The organism is Dyadobacter flavalbus, assembly GCF_006149045.1.
In the GTDB taxonomy this organism is placed as follows: Bacteria; Bacteroidota; Bacteroidia; order Cytophagales; family Spirosomataceae; genus Dyadobacter; species Dyadobacter flavalbus.
This window is the reverse complement of sequence record NZ_VBSN01000049.1, coordinates 187,212-204,216: the sequence shown is the minus strand read 5'-3', so window position 1 is coordinate 204,216 and position 17,005 is coordinate 187,212. Positions and strand designations below refer to the sequence as shown.

Annotated in this window: 11 protein-coding genes; 3 read left to right on the top strand and 8 right to left on the bottom strand. The window is 46.7% G+C overall.

Annotated elements, in window-relative coordinates; translation table 11 throughout:
* Positions 1 to 12 precede the first annotated feature (12 nt).
* The 4 genes from FEM33_RS16720 to FEM33_RS16705 all read right to left on the bottom strand — a co-directional run bounded on the left by FEM33_RS16720 (position 13) and on the right by FEM33_RS16705 (position 2,618).
* Positions 13 to 591, bottom strand: a complete 579-nt coding sequence (locus FEM33_RS16720) for a sugar O-acetyltransferase (RefSeq protein WP_139013139.1) — start codon at positions 589 to 591, stop codon at positions 13 to 15.
* Positions 592 to 627: 36 nt separating this feature from the next.
* Positions 628 to 1,131 (bottom strand): alcohol dehydrogenase catalytic domain-containing protein, encoded by a 504-nt coding sequence (locus tag FEM33_RS16715; RefSeq protein WP_229214282.1) that lies wholly within the window; start codon positions 1,129 to 1,131, stop codon positions 628 to 630.
* A 7-nt stretch (positions 1,132 to 1,138) separates the two neighbouring features.
* Positions 1,139 to 1,654 (bottom strand): cupin domain-containing protein, encoded by a 516-nt coding sequence (locus FEM33_RS16710; protein ID WP_229214281.1) that lies wholly within the window; start codon positions 1,652 to 1,654, stop codon positions 1,139 to 1,141.
* Positions 1,655 to 1,739: 85 nt separating this feature from the next.
* Positions 1,740 to 2,618, bottom strand: coding sequence for a helix-turn-helix domain-containing protein (locus FEM33_RS16705; protein WP_139013138.1), 879 nt, complete (start codon positions 2,616 to 2,618; stop codon positions 1,740 to 1,742).
* 297 nt (positions 2,619 to 2,915) lie between these two features.
* Here FEM33_RS16705 and FEM33_RS16700 point away from each other — a divergent pair, with 297 nt between their 5' ends.
* Complete coding sequence (locus FEM33_RS16700; protein ID WP_139013137.1) at positions 2,916 to 3,350, top strand: hypothetical protein; 435 nt, start codon at positions 2,916 to 2,918, stop codon at positions 3,348 to 3,350.
* 81 nt (positions 3,351 to 3,431) lie between these two features.
* Here the strand turns inward: FEM33_RS16700 and FEM33_RS16695 are convergent, their stop codons facing one another.
* The 3 genes from FEM33_RS16695 to FEM33_RS16685 all read right to left on the bottom strand — a co-directional run bounded on the left by FEM33_RS16695 (position 3,432) and on the right by FEM33_RS16685 (position 10,014).
* On the bottom strand, positions 3,432 to 7,283 hold the full coding sequence (locus FEM33_RS16695) for an ELWxxDGT repeat protein (RefSeq protein WP_139013136.1): 3,852 nt from the start codon (positions 7,281 to 7,283) through the stop codon (positions 3,432 to 3,434).
* A gap of 284 nt (positions 7,284 to 7,567) precedes the next feature.
* Positions 7,568 to 8,890, bottom strand: a complete 1,323-nt coding sequence (locus FEM33_RS16690; protein ID WP_139013135.1) for a gluconate:H+ symporter — start codon at positions 8,888 to 8,890, stop codon at positions 7,568 to 7,570.
* A 419-nt stretch (positions 8,891 to 9,309) separates the two neighbouring features.
* Complete coding sequence (locus FEM33_RS16685) at positions 9,310 to 10,014, bottom strand: porin family protein (RefSeq protein WP_161597165.1); 705 nt, start codon at positions 10,012 to 10,014, stop codon at positions 9,310 to 9,312.
* A 1,551-nt stretch (positions 10,015 to 11,565) separates the two neighbouring features.
* Between FEM33_RS16685 and FEM33_RS16680 the strand changes: the two genes are divergently transcribed.
* On the top strand, positions 11,566 to 11,871 hold the full coding sequence (locus tag FEM33_RS16680) for a hypothetical protein (RefSeq protein ID WP_139013133.1): 306 nt from the start codon (positions 11,566 to 11,568) through the stop codon (positions 11,869 to 11,871).
* Between the two features lie 653 nt (positions 11,872 to 12,524).
* Positions 12,525 to 13,778, top strand: coding sequence for an alkaline phosphatase family protein (locus FEM33_RS16675; RefSeq protein ID WP_139013132.1), 1,254 nt, complete (start codon positions 12,525 to 12,527; stop codon positions 13,776 to 13,778).
* 204 nt (positions 13,779 to 13,982) lie between these two features.
* Here FEM33_RS16675 and FEM33_RS16670 read toward each other — a convergent pair whose 3' ends face one another.
* A complete protein-coding gene (locus FEM33_RS16670) occupies positions 13,983 to 16,997 on the bottom strand; it encodes a PA14 domain-containing protein (protein ID WP_139013131.1) in 3,015 nt (1,004 codons plus the stop codon).
* Positions 16,998 to 17,005 lie beyond the last annotated feature (8 nt).

The following is a 17,005-nucleotide window of genomic DNA, read 5'->3' as shown; positions in this document are numbered from 1 at the left end:
GTGATTGGGTGTTTATATATGTTCTTTTATAACTTTTGCGGGTATTCCGGCTACAACCGAGTTCGCGGGCACATCGCGGTTTACGACCGCTCCGGCTGCTATCACGGCATTCTCGCCAACTGTTACGCCGGGCAGGATCGTGGCACCTGCACCGATCCAGGCATTTCGCCGGATGAAAACCGTTTTTGGAATCAGTGTCTTTCTGTCTGCCGGTTCAAGCGGGTGGGTTTCGGATGTAATATTCACCCGCGGTCCGATCATGACGTCATCTTCAATAACAATGCCACCAATATCCAGAAACGAGCAGGCATGATTAATGAACACATTTTTACCCAGACTGATGAAATGGCCGAAGTTCGTATAAAACGGCGGAAAAACGGTTGTCGATTGGTCAACAGGTCTTCCGGTAATTTCACCCAACCGTCGCCGCACTTCGTCCGTGTCCGTTGCGCCGGCATTCATTTCCACACATAACTGAATGGTGCGGGCAACGGCTTTACTGAAATCTTCATACCCCGGATCGTCCATTCTGATCAGCTCGCCGGCCTTCATCCGGTCAAAAATCGTTTTTTCAGTATCGGATGCATTCATATAAATCGGTGATTTTGCCTTTTTCGGCAGATCGTTCTAAATGGTCGCTGCATCAATAACAAATCTGTACCGCGCCTTTTTATCTGTTACTTTATCCCATGCATCGTTCTCGTCTGCTGCCTTGGTTATCTGAATCTGCAAAAAAATCTTGTTTTCAACTTCGAATTTGGTAACATTCCTGCCGACTGCCGCCACGATCCCGGCAATCTCATGGCCCGGCACCTGCGGATACTGATGCCGGCCCCAGTCACCTTTCAGCTGGTGAATGTCCGAATGGCAGATGCTGGCGAATTTTACATCAATAAGAATGTCGTTGTCGCCAACGGGCCTGCGTTCAAATTTCCAGAGACTGAGTTTGTCCGATGTATCTTTTGCAGCGTAGCCTTTTGATTTTATGTTTTTCAAAACCGGAGAATGTTCGCCAGCTTGGGAAAAGAGCCCGGACCGGCTGGCCAGCGTTAATCCCGCGTCGGCCATTGCAGTTTGAAGAATGAATTTTCTTCTGGAAGGAACGGGTTTGCTGTGACTGTGTTTTTCCATGTTGCTGTTATTTCGGATTGTTATATTCTTCGTCTGTAACCGCCTGCATCCATTTTACGATTCCTTTTTCGGTATTGGGTACAATGTAGAGTTGCTGCATGCCCGTCTGCGGGCCGGCTCCGTGCCAGTGCAGTACGTCAGGCGGACAGGTGACCACATCGCCTTTTTTGAGTGTCTTCCGTGGCTGGCCTTTGATCTGATGATAACCGGAGCCGTCAGTGATCACAAGGATTTGCCCGGCGGGATGCGTATGCCAGTGGCTCCGCGCTCCCGGTTCAAAGTATACGTTGCCTAATACGGTTGTGAGTGTGCTGTCGGCGGCGACAAGGCCGTAGTTCCAGGCTTTTCCGGTGAAATTGTCGGAAGGACCCAACTTGCCTTTTGGGAAAATGCCGTTGCTTGCAGCTGATGCCTCTTCATTGCGCTGCGCCATGCACGGCACTGCAAGCATGGCCAGCAGTGCAATGACCAGGATTTGTTTTGCAGAAATACCAAGCAGTCTGAAATGAAGATGATTTGTCATAGATATTCATAATTTGAATCCATGACAAATTTCCTCAATCGGCAGGCCGTTCAGATAAAGACAATCAAACCAATCATTAAGAATTTCAAACTTCTTCCATTCGGACAGCTTTTGGATTCGTTCCGGTTATCCGCTTGAAAAAGTTGTTGAAATAGGTTGGATATTCAAAGCCCAGCGCGTAGGCGATCTCGGAAATGTTCCAGTCCGTATGCTGCAAAAGTGATCTGGCTTCGCTTACAATCCGCTCGGTAATATGGCTTGTCGTGGGTTTTCCTGTAACTTGTTTTACAGCGCGGTTCAGGTAATTGACATGCATATTCAGGTTTTTGGCATAATCCTGCGCCGTCTTCAGTTGCAGCGGACGATCGGCACTTTCAATTGGAAATTGTCTTTCCAGCAGTTCCAGAAATACGGATGTGATGCGGCCGGCAGCATTTTTATGCTGGCTATAGTTTTCGGACGGCTGCAGTTTCAGCGCTTCATGGATAATCAGGTTGATGTAATTGCGAATCAGTTCGTCCTTGAACGAATAATCCGTTTTCTGTTCTTCAATCATGCGTTGGAACAAGGTATTAACAAATTCCCGCTGCTTGTCCGAAATGTTCAGAATCGGCGTTCCGCCGATTTTGAAAAACGGGGATTGCTGAAGACTTTCGGTACGCTCCGAGGCTAAAAGGAATTCTTCCGAAAACAGGCATGTGTAGCCGACATAAGTAGTCGAAAGCGTTTCCCAGGAATACGGAATATGCGGATTCCCGAAAAAGAGCACGGTTCCTTCTGTCTCGAAACTTCTGTCCGAGTAGTGAATTTTGCTTTTGCCGGTTGTGAGACAGATTTTATAAAAATCCTTTCGGCTGTAAATGCGTGTGGCATTGGTGTCCCGTTCAAGTTCAAAGGCATTGAACCCTTTCAGCTTTAACTGACTGTTGAATTCCGATACCGGGCGTTGCTTTGTATTTTCCATTACACAAAATTAAGAATTCCATGACATTTGTAAACGGCCTTTGTAAAATGCGGCTGCTTCAGTCCTTCAACCTCAATGCTGAGTTTAAAGTTGTTTTTAGTTTGAAATCCTTAACCGGTTGTTTGAAGAACCTAAGTGGACTGCTTTTACCCGAAAGTGCCTTTACCATTTTTTTAATCGCAATATGAAAGATGAAGCGGCAGCAAAACTGGAAAAGCGAAGTTTTGAAAACAGTTAGCTGTGTCTTTTACAACCAATATCCGCCGTCCGGAGTCTGAACATCAAACACAAAAACTTATGAAAAAACCATTATTCATTTTGATTTTTCTTGCATTCGTACAATGCAGGGAAAGCAGGAAAGCTGATCCTGAACCGCTTCCGGAAATTGCAGCCATTGCAGGCAAATGGCGGGTTATTGGGTATTCCCGGGCTTCCGGCGATTCCTTGATCACCGACACAGTTGCCAGAGAAAATGCTGTTTTTTATATGTTCCGGTATGACGGCGTTCTTGTGAACGAAAAAGGTTTCAGACCGTGCTGCCTTCCACAAAACTACTTTTTAAACGGAAAATTTTTTGAGGCAAAACCTCTTAAGCCCGTTGAATTCGATCCGGCCTGTCAAAATGTATATTGTGCCGGCTGCCCTGAAATGGCCATAACGACACCGGCCGCAGACAACCTGCTGATTGAAACCTGCAAAGGAACCTATACTTCACTGGTGCGGGAAAAGTAACTGGATCGCTTTATTCCGGAATCAAGAAAGCCGCTTATCTGACAAGATAAGCGGCTTTCTTGATTTTAACTTCGGACTTTTTTATTCAGTAACGAGCATTTTGATGACTTCGGTTGTTGCTTGCGACTGTATTTTCAGCATGTAAATGCCTGTGCTCAAAGTCAGATCAGAAATATTCACCTCCGCTTTTTCTCCTGCTTTTGCATCCTGAGTTGTCCGGACTGCATACCCTTTTCCTGCGCTGCTGACCAGCTCAAAGGAAATTGGGCCTGCATGCTGCATGGAAAGTGAAACCGTAAACTGTTTCTTAACCGGGTTGGGGTAAATGCTTGATCCCTGTTCAGCCTGCGCGTTTTCTGCCATGATCCCTTCCTGATTTAAGCGGGCCGAGCTGTTGCTGACAGATGCAGGCTGAATAACCAACTGCGGCGGATTGGCACTGTTTTCCTTGCTGTTAAAAACCAGTCTGGTGTTCCGGTTGTTCGGGTCAGCCAGAAGCAAAGTCACAAGATTACTGCCGGACGCTTGCTGCGCTTTTACATAACTGGTCACATCGATCTCGTAATATTTGTATTTGTCATTCACAGCCACCGAGCCCAGTGAAGCAGTCGAAGCAGCCGGTGCGTTGTTTTTGCTGATGCCGTTTTCAGTCCAGCTGTCATTATCCACACCGTATGCATGCAGGTAAATATCCTTGCTGTTTTCATGGTTATGACCATAGATGCGCAGCTTGGCCGAGCCTGCGTTAACCGTTTGCGGCAGCTGAAAGCGCACGTAAGACGAGCGTTTAATGGAAGCATCACCGGCTGCATTCTTGACATTCAGCTCAGGCAGGTTGCCGTAGTTTGTGGCACTGTAACTGCCATCCCGCACATAGGCATCTGCAACGGCATTCAAGGTCTGGCTGGCTGCAATGACTTCAATGGCTGAAACGCGGGGGAGATCGGCTGCGCCGGTCAGAAAGTCGATGTTGAGCATGCCGTCTGTAACGTTGACGGTAAAGGTCTCTGCCGTGGCGCGCATGGCCCCGCCGGCTTTGACAAAGATATCATAGTTGGTCAGTTTGCGGCTGCCTTCCATGTTGACGTGAAACTGCCTGCTGCCTTTTCCGCCCTTTTTGCCCGGAGCCCCGAAGTAGGTTTCAGCAAAGTGCAGGTATACATCAAAGGTGCCATTGGGAACCGGAATGTTGTAGCTGAACGAAGGCGAGCAGCGTGCTGACTGATAAAGCACGTCATTGGTCGTATTCAGGATATCTCCGCTTGCAACCGAGCTGGTCCGGTCAATACCTGCATAATACTTGTCTGCAATGAACAGTTTTTTGGTAGCGGTCGTGAAATCCTGCCCGCCGGCATTGATCCGGATGGTGTTAGCCGTATTGGTTTCCTGATACTTAAAGAGCTCAGCGCCGTACATGCCGTTGTCGGCAGAAATCAGAAGCTGGTTGTTCAGGGCTGCAAGTTCGTAGAATTTAGTAGAGCCGTTCGGTGTCATGTCGAAGGCCAGACTGGTTGTTTCGGCAGTTCCATTCGTTTTCCACAGTTCGCGACCGCTTTTCCCGTCAGAAGCACTGAAATACAACGTGTTTCCTACGACCGTTGCGTACTGGATGTTTACTCCGTTTGCCTGCGAACCAATGTTTGTGACCTGCTGAGTGCCTGCTTCTGTCCCGTCACTTCTCCATAGTTCTTCCTGAAGATCAGGTACAAAGTAAAAGAAACCATCCAGAGCCACCAAATCATGCGTATGAATCGAAGGGTCTCCATCGTCAGAACGCAACTTTTTTACTGGAAAGGTGCCCTGCTCCGTACCGTCGGTTCTCCATACAACCTCCCCAAAAATATCATCAAAAGCAGCACCATCCCAGACAACAAAAAATAGCAGATCGTTGACGGCTGTGAACTTGGAAAAAAGATTATTATAGGCATCAAATTCTTTGATAACAGTTGTTCCCTGGGCCGTACCGTCGCTTTTCACCAGAAAATAATCAATACTTGACGGAGTATCTTCTGATAAGATATAGTAAATAAAATTACCCTTTACTGCAATAGAAGTGTACATGCTCTCGCCCCAGTTAGGAGTTACGTCCTTGACCAGCACAGTACCCTGGGCCGTTCCATTGCTTTTCCAGAGGTCCACACTGTTGATGCCGTCCCAGGCACCAAAGTATACCTGCCCGTTCATCGTGACCGGTGAGAAAGTAGAAGTTTGCGGAAAAGTTTTAACCAGCTGTGTTCCCGCCGTGCTGCCGTCGCTTTTCCAGAGCTGCATGCTGCCGCTGCCGTTGATAATTCCAAAAAACAGGGTTCCGTTCACATTGATCAATCCCTGCAATGTGTCTGCTTTGGTAAAATCCTTGACCTTGACAGTTGTAGCAGTCGTTCCATTGCTTTTCCACAAGCTATGTACCTGTGACCCGTTTCCACCAACAAAGAAAGCCGTTCCGTTTACGTTGGTGATCTGCTCGGGATTTGTGCTGTTTGCACCGGTTGTTGCATCCCTGACCAGCATGGTACCGGCCGTACTTCCGTCTGTTTTCCAGAGCTCGCGGCCATGGATGCCGTCATCGGCCGAAAAGTAAGATTCCGAGTTGACCTTCGTAAAGCCAACCGGAATGGATTCAGGCCTGGCAATATCGGTGACTGCGCTGGTGCCACCTGCCAGCATCGTAGTTTTAAACAGTTCCCTTCCGCCGCCAGCATTTCCGTTGAAGTACAAAGTCCCGTTGACATTGAGCAATGCCGAGGCCTGAAAATCAGCCAGTATGCTGGTCCCGCTCAGGCTTCCGTTGCTCTGCCACAATTTGTCGCCGGTGCCATCGTTGGCCACAAAGGCAACCTTGCTGCCCACAGCCGTGATTTCGCTTATATTAGCATCTGCACTACCCGGACGAATGTCTTTGACCAGGGTCGTAGTGGATGCAGTACCGCTGGTTTTCCAGAGTTCCCGGCCATTTACTCCGTCGTTTGCCGTAAAATACAGCTGTCCATTTACTGCTGCCATCAGCACGGGATCTGAAGATGCTGCGCCCGGATTGATGTCTTTGACCAGCGTCGTACCCGCCGTAGTACCATCGGTTTTCCAGAGTTCATTTCCATTGATGCTGCCGTTGCGTACGGTGAAGTAAAGGGTGCTGCCTACGGAATAGAAAGTAAATTGACTATCGGAAAACCGCTCCTTAACAGGAGTTACAGGCAGGATATCACTGGCTTTGTACAGACCGTCCACACTGGAACTGTATCTGAAATATACTTCGTTGCCCAGGACACCCAATGGCCAAATAACCCCTCCATTCGCTTTATTTTCAACGGCTACTGTTCCAGCTGGGGTACCATCCGATTTGTAGAGGCGATAGTTGCCATTCAGGTACATGATCATGAACAATTTGCCGTTTGCATTGACCATGTCTTCAATTGCGCTTTGGCTTGGAAGAAGCAGTACTGTTCCTTGTGTTGTCCCATCTGTCTTCATCAATCCATTGATACCATTAAAGTAGAGTGTGCCATTCACATCGACAAGATGTCTTCCGTCTGGTCCGACAATATTACTTCGTATTTCCATAACAGGAACAGTGCCCTGGGAAGTACCGTCACTTTTCCATAAATAGGTTTTATAATCATAATCAAATCGTGAAGTAACGGCAAAATAAACGAGTTTTCCGGAACTGGTCAGCCTGCCGACAAAAGTGGCATCGGTTAGTTCCTTGACAAGCACGGTACCCTGGGCTGTGCCGTCACTTTTCCAGATTCCTTTTTGCAGAAATCCATCATCCGCAATCATGTAGATCATATTGCCGACTGAAATTGATTCGTAAATGCGGAACCCGTTAGCAGATCCCGTCACATTAATGTCTTTTACTAATGAGCCTTGCTGCGCCAGCAGGGATTGCAAACTCATCAGGAACAAGGCTAAATACAATATCGATTTTTTCATGTTTTTTTGCTTAAAGTTGAGCAGTTGCTTGAAGTTTTAAATAGAAACAGGATTTGATTCCTTGCTCATAAAACGCAAAAAAGCACGTTTAGCCTGAAACAGTTATACATATAATTATTTTTCATATACAAAACTTATTATTCGGTAATCCACCAGGATCACAGCAGTTGCACATCCTGTGACAAAATAAAGCTTATGTTTAGGTTTGTGAATATTTAATTAGTTGAAAATAAACTATTTAATAAAACTGCACTTGCAATTAAAGCACCTTGCAGAAGCTTTGATTATAACAGGGAAAGAAACCAGTGAAGCGCCATGACTCCGGCCAGCCCGGTGACCGAAACCAGTGTTTCCATGATGGACCACGTTTTCAGTGTGTCCGTCATGGAAATCTGGAAATACTCCCGGAAAAGCCAGAAACCGGTATCATTTACATGTGAGAACATCATACTGCCGGCACCGATGCCCAGAACCATCAGGTTCGGGTCTGCGCCGGTCGATTCAAGCAGCGGGGCCATAAAGCCAGCAGTCGTAATGCCTGAAACCGTCGATGACCCCACACAAACGCGGATCAGCGCGGCCATACCCCAGCCAAGAACATAAGGATGAAGCGTTGAATGTTCCATCATATCTGCAATGGACTGGTTTACGCCTCCGTCTGTTAAAACCTGTTTGAAAGCGCCTGCTCCGCCAAAGATCAGAAAAAGCATGGCCACGTCCTTCATCGAACCGGTAAGCAGATCCGTTACTTCCTGCATGGATTTTCCCAGTCGCAAGCCAAGCGTGAAAATGGCCAGCATCACGGCCAGAAACATGCTGATAATCGGCTCACCGGTAAAAAGCAAAGTTTTGGTGATCCATAAATCGGCAGGTAAAAAAGGACTCGTCAATGTACTGATCCCGATCAGTAAAAGCGGAAACAGAAGGGTGAAAAAACTGGTGAAAGTGGAAGGCACTTTATCAAGATTCAGATCCGGCGCAATGAATGCCGGATTGGGCAGATTGGTATATTTTTTCAGTGTTGACCCGAACAATGCTCCTGAAATCAGTATGGCGGGCACCGAAATGAGAATTCCATAAAAAAGGGTCGTGCCCATGGACGCATTGAATTGCTTCAGAATGGCCAGCGGTGCCGGATGCGGCGGCAGGTACCCTTGTGTGACAGACAAAGATGCCAGCATGGGCAGCCCGATGTACAGCGCCGGCAACTTGTAACGGTATGCAACCGTAATGACAACAGGTGTCAGCAGCATAAATCCGACGGAGTAGAACAAGGGCAGACCGACAATAAAACCGGTCAGCATAAATGCCCACCGCGCATTGGAAGTTCCGACCACTTCCATCAGTTTGAAGGCAATGCGTTCGGCAGCACCGCTCTGGGCAACCAGTTTGCCCAGCATGGCGCCCAGCGCGATAATGGCCGTAATGGAACCCAGTGTGCCGCCGATGCCTTTCTGGATGGAATCAACAATCGACAGCACAGGAAGCCCGAGAGCCAGACCGACGCCAGTCGTTACGGCAAGAAAAGACAGGAAAGTATTGAGCCGGACAATAGAGATAAGCGCAATCAGCGCCAAAATACCGGTGAGGGTAATCGTTAAAGACATTCGCCAGTTTATTAAATACCGAAGGTTTTTTTTGGTAAATACCAAACTGGAGAATGCAATTAATCTACTTGCCGGCAAGAAGGGAAGAGGGCACCAGACTGAAGCGGACCATTGATCCCTTCAAAAAAATACGGTTTACTTCGCCGGATTTTTAAAAGTACAATCCAGCAAAAAAAACTCCGCTAATCAAAGCCGCTCAGGAAGAGCTTCCTGTTTGTAGAAACCAATCCAGCATAAAGAAGTGCGGCTCCGGAGGAGCCTCCTGAAGCATGGCATTTGTTCAGGCGGCCCCGCCGGGGCCCGACATTGTAAACGAAATAACCCTTTCTACAAACAGGAAGCCGCTCTGCGGCTGTGCACTGTCCCAAAAAAGTTGGACACTTCTTGAAGCAGTCCAAACACATGCTGCTTTCTCGGTATTACTTTCCAACCGGAACAAGTACGCCGATATGAACGGACGCCCCGCGGTTATGCACTTTGGAATTGCCGCCTTCTATGGGCGTCGCAAGATTTGCCAGTCCCAAATGGTAACGCCCCTCTGCAAAAAATTTCACTGTTCCGAGGGGATAAGCCAGTCCGGCACCGCCAGCCAGACCAATATCAAACTTACGGGTATCATTGCCCGACGCATACGATTCATCTCCGCTTGTACTGGTAATAAGTACGCCGTCAACATAAACCCTGGAACTGGATTTTGCCCTTAAATTGCCGGTCATCAAACGAAATTCAGGTCCGATGGAAAGAAGCCCTTCCATTTTTCCCAGCTTTGGTTTATACTGGAACAAAACAGGCATTTCAATATAATTCACCAGTAACTTGCCTTCAATGTCGGCTTTAATCTGTTGATTATTGATAAATTCATTGGTCTTTGTTGAAATCCGGCCACCACGCTGAGAAAATCCCGGTTCAATCTGAATGGCGGTTGAAGCACCAAGGGGCAAATGAAACAATAAAGCAAAACTCAGGCCTGATTTTGGCTTAAAAGGAAAACTTTCCTCATCCGTTACTGCCAGATTTGCGAAGTTAATGCCTGTTCTGAGCCCCAGGCTCAGCTGTGCCCAGGAATCAGCGGTTGAAAAACAACAAAATATCAACAGTGATAATTGCAATACCGTTTTTTTCATAATAGTCATGGCTTTTAGTAAATGAATATGTGAGTAATGTCCTAAGTTGTTACTTTAAAGAAAGAAAAACAATACCACACTCCAAGTTGCCCGTTTATTATTAATTCATTAATTATTTGAAACATCCCAATTCTGTACAAAAAGGCATGCACCCATGAAGGTTAAATGAAAATTCGGATAAAGTCCGTTACAACCTGTTTAAAGTGCTGCTTCCTGTTTTTGATCCGGCACACTCTCTGAACCATTACCCTAAATACATTTCAACATGCGCCAAGGCTTATGAAAGTCATCGGAAGGCCATCCAGGAAGCCGGGCAGGCATCGGTACAGGTCTACAAATTCCGAAACAAGCCTATCAAAAGGATCAACTCAGATGCATCGCTGCAATATGTTAAACGTATAGTCAAGTGCGTTAAAGAAGGTCCGGCTTTTGTTGTTCGGTGTGCCGGCGCAGATAAAACAGCTAACAATCATTCCCATCAGATTTCTGCTGCAAAGAAACCTGTTTGATAACGGGAAACTTTGGTGATTTTCAGCTAACTAATGTACCGCGACGACAGGAGAGTCCGGATGCAACTACCGCTGGCCCACGTGGCGCCAACGTACGGATCAACTGACAAACTTTTAAATGATGACAACGTTTTATCTGCATTTGAAATGTTGAAGAATACCGTTAAATAAGTCAGGATTGGCATTAGATATCCAAATGGTTACTATTGCAGGAAGTAATCTGTTCAGTACATTTTAAATAGTAAATAATCATTCAGCACAATTCATTAGAAACTCGTAATCCATTAGCAATCAGGCGTTTTTTTTTGGGTTAATAAATGAGTTTGACAAGTTTATAGCTGCCCTTACAAAGTGGTATCTTGGCATATTTGGCTGAGGTAAAAAGAAAGCAGGAAGAATTTATCCGAATGTATTTCGCGTTTACAAGTACAAACGAGACAGTAATACATATTCTGAAAATTGAGGACGAAGCATTCACTGAATACAGCTTTTTTGATAGTAAGTTCTGACATCCAATTCCTTTCACCTATGATTTTCAACTATAATGTAAAAAGCTCACCTATTGATGATGATACCAAATACCTGATAGTCGAATCGAATGGTCTGACCAGATTGGCTCAAATCGTAAATGCGTACATCAAAGAAGGCTGGATGCCATTGGGAGGTGTGGTTGTCAATCAAGTATCTGCACTCACTCCAAAGGAATATACACAGGCAATGACCAAGATATAGGATATAACAGGCATCATAAACCAGTTTGCATCAGGTATATAAAAATGCACATTTGCTAATTTTACAAACAGCCATTGCTTCAGTGCCGAAATACTCAATTATGACTTTAGGCATTTTATATTTCAATCAATTCCAGCTCGCCTGACCATGCGGCTACATAGCCGGCAGCCGTTATTTAAAGCTGTAATTACAATTATTGATGGATATAATAAATAAAAAGTATCATTGCATCGGGTAATGAGATGGATTTAACTATTGCAGCACCAACTGTTTTTGTTAAGTTTACATCTGGTACCCGGTCAGGGTTATAGTGATCAGAAAACAGGCTTTTACCGTGTTGCTACTAGAACTGCTTCTTTTTATTTTCATCGGGACGTTTGTTTTTATCGTCAGTAAAATTGCTGAATGGATAGAAATGCAATTTCCCCGCAAACAAAAGCCGCCACGTCCAAGACGTCGGCGCGAGATCAAGGCGGATTTGGATGTGCTCTATCGTTCCTACCAGCAGGGCCTGCTCGACGAAGCACAATACCTCGACCAATCTGATGAACTTATTGATCAACTGGCGGATTTCTACAAACAGGGTGCTCCTCCGGAGCAGCGTTTACTTTATTGAGTTGTCAATTTCTGCAGGCGCGCAGCCATGCTGGGCGCTCTGCGGCCCTCTGTTTGTAGAGATCATAGCATTTGCCATGTTTGGCCCCGGCGGGGCCGCCTGCTTAATGCCTGATTTCAGAAGGCTCCTCCGGAGCCGCATTTGTTTTGCCGGATTTCGGATTTCTACAAACAGGGTGCTCCTCCGGAGCAGCATTTACTTTATTAAGTTGTCAATTTCTGCAGGCGCGCAGCCATGCTGGGCGCTCTGCGGCCCTCTGTTTGTAGGGTTCATAGCATTTGCCATGTTTGGCCCCGGCGGGGCCGCCTGAACGGTTGTCAGGTCCCGGTAAGGTGCTTGAACAGGATCACACAAACAAACTGCTGCAGCAAGCAAGTCTTATTCGCGGTACACCGTTCATCCGGTGTTCAAATATAATGCTGTTCATTTCTTAACATTGACTTAAAACGTAAGTAGCAAGCATTCGGCAATTTTGTAAAAGTTTCCGGTGTTTGAGATGACAGTTTGCTTCATTTCATTATCATGATTGCCCATGAAGAAGGCATTTCTGAACGTTTCAAAATACCAGGTTCACGTTAATATCTGCTTTTGTTAATGGCTGGCAACGGGTAGAAACTGCTGCCGGTCTTTTTTATTATCGAAAATCAAAATTTATGTCAATTCGTTACTACCGCAGTTTTCTGTTTTCCTTTTTGTTTGTCAGCAGCATCTGTGCCGCGCAAAATGATAAAAACAAAGCATTGTTCGTCATTGTTGACGGAATATCTTACGAGCAGTTAAAGAAAGTCCCGACGCCCAATCTGGATGCCATTGCCAAAGCCGGCGGTTTTTCACGGGCTTTTGTCGGCGGTGAAAAAAATACTTATTCACAAACGCCAACCATTTCGGCAGTAGGCTACAACAGCCTGCTGACAGGTACCTGGGTCAATAAGCACAATGTCTGGGACAACAAAATCAAAGCACCCAATTACAATTACTGGACCATCTTCAGGTTTTTCAAACAAGCTTACCCGAATAAACGAACGGCTGTTTTTTCAACCTGGCTGGATAACCGCACCAAACTGATCGGGACGGGGCTGCCGCAGACGGGCCGTATGCAGATGGATTATTACTACGATGGTTTTGAACTGGATACCGTCAACTTTCCGCATGACAAAAATGCAGCATACATAAACCGCATTGATGAAATGGTTGTAAACGAAGCCAGTGACTACATTCAGGAACAGGCACCGGATCTTTCTTGGGTTTATCTGGAATATACGGACGATATGGGGCACAAATACGGAAACAGCGAGCAGTTCAACGATGCCATCCGGAAAATGGATGCACAGATGGGACGGCTGTGGGAGGCTGTAAAAAACAGGCAGAAGAAATCAGGTGAAAAATGGCAGATTTTCATCACTACGGATCACGGCAGGAGCGAGCCCACGGGAAAAAATCATGGCGGCCAGTCAGACGCTGAACGCAGTACCTGGATCGTGACCAACACAGCCGGATTAAACAATTATTTCCTGAAATCTTCGGAGACAAAACAGTTTCCCGGTATTGTGGACATTATGCCGACAATCGGAAGGCATCTGCAGATTCCTTTCCCGAAAGAACAGGCTTTTGAACTGGACGGTATTCCGTTAACAGGAAAACTGTCGGTTATAAGTCCAGCTGCAAAAATGGAAGAAGAAAAAATCAGTGTAAGCTGGAAATCAGTGGAAAAAGAAGGAAATGTCAGAATCTGGCTGGCTGTAACAAATCATTTCGAAGAAGGCGGCAGTGACAATTACATGCTGATGCAGCAGCTTCCGGTTACCGCGGAAAATGCGGTTATTGACATTTCAAAGCTTCCGAAAGGTTTTTTCAAAATCGTTATTGAAGGAAAATACAATACCGTTAACAGATGGATTGTAAATTGAAATGCTGAAGTCGGGTCATTGCCTGAAACAAGTTGAGGCTAACGGCTTTTCGCAATCTGTCAATTAGGAAACGCTGTCTTTCTAAAAGCCAAAAGCTCATCGCTAAAAACAAACAGCCAAAAACAGCAAATCAATAAACAAAGGGCTATAACCAGAGTTGAACAACACTCCGGGTATAGCCCTTGCGATTTATCAACGGATCATTCAGATATTCTCCGGTATCTCGTTCATGTTATACCAGGCTTCTGTGCTCCAGAGGCTGTTGCCGTTCTGGCTGGTGATGGTTTTGCGGTTCAGATGAATGTAGACGACATGTCTGCTTTTCATGCCGGCCAGCTGCAGTGACACTTTCTTCCGGTCTGCGGATACCTTGACCGATTTCACGGCTAGACTTTCATTATCCAGCTTGGGGCCGCCGTAATCACCAGTTGGTTTAAACCACCACTGACGGATTTCATAGTCGGATGCTTTTTCACCAACGCCTTCTTTCAAAGGTTCTGTAAATTCAATTTCCACGCCATCCGGTCTGGCCCTTACTGCCAGCATTTCAAAAGCCACCTTGTCATTGAAAGTCAGCTTTTGCAAGCCGTAACCCAGCTTGCCGGTATGTCCCCAATTACCCGTGGAACCAACGCCGCCGATGTACAGCGAGCCGTCAGGGCCCCAAACCAGACGGTTAACGCCTGCTTCCAGACCTTGTGTAAACCGGAATGCAGCTCCCTGGTAAGCGCCATTTACTTTTTCTGCAAATACCCGCTTGATACCGCCGTGCGTTACATCTCCGTGGATCATCTGGTTCTGATAAGGCCCTACGTTCAGCCTGGCAGGCTGACTGGGCGAATTGCCGATTTCATCCTGAGTAAGCCATACGACCGGCTGTGTTTCCTTTTTATTTGCCGTTCCTTCAAAATCCACCGAGCGCGAGCCATACCATGCGCCTTCCTGAAGATGAATGATTTTATTGGCAGGCAGCCAGTCACCCTGATTGTCAGCAATGAATATTTCATTATCCACTCCGAGGCCGATACCGTTCGGCGTACGTAAACCTGATGCTACAAAAGTAAATGAGCCGTCTTTTTTAGAAATTTTTACTACTTTCCCGCGGTCCGGAATTTGCGGTTTGGTACTGGCGCCACCCGGGTTAATGGCCGTTGCAAGTGTGCCATAAAAGTAACCGTCTTTGTATACCAGCCCGAACGCGAATTCATGAAAGTTGGCAGAAACCTTCCATCCGTTGCAAATGGTCTGGTATTCGTCAATAAGCTCATCTTTGTTCAGGTCAACCAGTTTGGTCAGTTCCTGTTTTTGCATCACATATATTTCATCGTCCACAACTTTCAGTCCCAAAGGCTCGGCCAGTCCGTAGGCAATGCGTTTTACTTTGATATCACTTGGAGAAGCGGCTTTCCGTCCATCTACGATGTACACAGAGCCAAGGGAATCCCAGGTGCTTACAACCATTCTTCCGTCAGCCAGAAAATCCATTCCGCCCACTCTCGGCTGGAAATCATCCGGCCGTGCCTGTGACAATGTAAAGCTCGGGTGCACGGCAACAAGCGGTGACTGGTCGCCGGGAACGTCGTTTTTCTTTACTTCAATCGCAGTTTGTCCCGTTCTTTTAATGTCGGCACCTTTGTAAGTGAAAACCGAAGGCGGCACTACGGTAAATTCCTTGCTGCCGTATGGCCGCCATTGCAGCGAAAGACCTTTGCCGAAGGAGCCCTGATAATATTCTACTTTAAAAGGGTGCTTGCCTGCTTTCAGGATCACTTCGCCGTCCGTAGGCTGAAGTCCGTGGTTAACGCCATTGTCCGCAACGAGTTTGTTATCAATAAACAGCTTGCCGCCATCGTCACAAACCAGCCGGAAAACGATGTTCGTTGTCTTTTTGATGTTGATGTAGCCGCTTGCATAAATTGCAAAGTTGTCTTTCAGATCACCGAAATCCTTATCGTCCAGATGCAGCGCATTGATTGATCCGGATTTTACGGGAAGCATTTCGTCATTGACTTCTGGTACGTTGCCGATGCCGCCTGCAAACTGGTAAATGTTCACGGCAATGCCGGGCTTTTCCGTAGCGGTAGCAACTTTGGAAGGAACAACCGGTTTTATGCTTATCGGATAGGCCGGCTTGGGCATCAGTTTGCTGGCTGCCTGCGCTCTTTCCTTTTCGGCATCCAGGTTCAGAATGTAGGAAACCATGGTTTCGGCATCTTCTTTTTTCAGGTCCGGATGAGGCGACATGGCGATTTGCCCCCAGTTGCCCGCGCCGCCGGTGATCACTTTGGTAACCAGCGCATTCTTGTTCTGATCGTTATTTTCGTAACGTTCGGCAATGGCCTTGTAAGCCGGACCAACCGTTTTTACATCCTGGTTATGGCATGTATTGCAGTCGCTTTTGGCAAAAAGACCCGCCACCATTTCCGATCTGCTTACCCTTTGCTCTGTTTGCGGCTGTTCGGGTTTTTTGGTCAGGTTAACAGAAAAGGTAGTCTTTCCATTGTTGTTCAGCACCAGTTTCCCGTCTATTGCCTTGAAAGACTGGCTTCCGGCATTTTCGTCACGTTGTTCGGTTACAGAAAATTTTCCGTCCGTCTTGTAATCTGTTGCATTTGACAAAGAATTCAAATGCATATTCAGTGACAAGGAAGCGCCGGCAGGCACATTGGAAACCGTAAAAACGCGTTCATAACCGGCTTTTCCGTTTTCAGCGTCAAAAAATTCCGGTTTTTCCTCCACCGCGATTTTCTTGCCCTGATAATCCAGCTCGTATTTTAAAGTAACCTGATTGTTCAGGATCGTATGGCCTTTGTAGCTGATTTCAGGCGTAACCTGCTTGCCGTCCGCCTCAATCCGCCATGGATTTTCATCAGGTTCTTCCATATAGGTCGTTCCGGCAGAAACCGGCTGCGGACCATGTGAAGAGGTATAGACCGGACCGCCGAAGTTGATTTTTCCCGTCCAGGCTTTGTACAATGCTGCTGTTTTGGTGTTGTAGGCGAGCCACAGGTTATCATGCAAGGCAATGCTGAGAATTCTCGGCCGGGCATCGAGCACCGAACGCAGTACCCATGCTTCACGCGGACGTTTTACATCAGACGGCTCCGGGTTAATAAAAGTATTGGCCGCGTTCGGCCCGACCGAACGCGGCCCGACTGCGCCAAGTACCGCAAACAAAGTTGCGGCACCCAGCACGGCCAAAGGCTTGTGAAATTTCATTTGATTAA

Coding starts and splice junctions, on each gene's coding strand:
- FEM33_RS16720 (WP_139013139.1), bottom strand. CDS start 591: ATGAATGCATCCGATACTGAAAAAACGATTTTTGACCGGATGAAGGCC.
- FEM33_RS16715 (WP_229214282.1), bottom strand. CDS start 1,131: ATGGAAAAACACAGTCACAGCAAACCCGTTCCTTCCAGAAGAAAATTC.
- FEM33_RS16710 (WP_229214281.1), bottom strand. CDS start 1,654: ATGACAAATCATCTTCATTTCAGACTGCTTGGTATTTCTGCAAAACAA.
- FEM33_RS16705 (WP_139013138.1), bottom strand. CDS start 2,618: ATGGAAAATACAAAGCAACGCCCGGTATCGGAATTCAACAGTCAGTTA.
- FEM33_RS16700 (WP_139013137.1), top strand. CDS start 2,916: ATGAAAAAACCATTATTCATTTTGATTTTTCTTGCATTCGTACAATGC.
- FEM33_RS16695 (WP_139013136.1), bottom strand. CDS start 7,283: ATGAAAAAATCGATATTGTATTTAGCCTTGTTCCTGATGAGTTTGCAA.
- FEM33_RS16690 (WP_139013135.1), bottom strand. CDS start 8,890: ATGTCTTTAACGATTACCCTCACCGGTATTTTGGCGCTGATTGCGCTT.
- FEM33_RS16685 (WP_161597165.1), bottom strand. CDS start 10,014: ATGAAAAAAACGGTATTGCAATTATCACTGTTGATATTTTGTTGTTTT.
- FEM33_RS16675 (WP_139013132.1), top strand. CDS start 12,525: ATGTCAATTCGTTACTACCGCAGTTTTCTGTTTTCCTTTTTGTTTGTC.
- FEM33_RS16670 (WP_139013131.1), bottom strand. CDS start 16,997: ATGAAATTTCACAAGCCTTTGGCCGTGCTGGGTGCCGCAACTTTGTTT.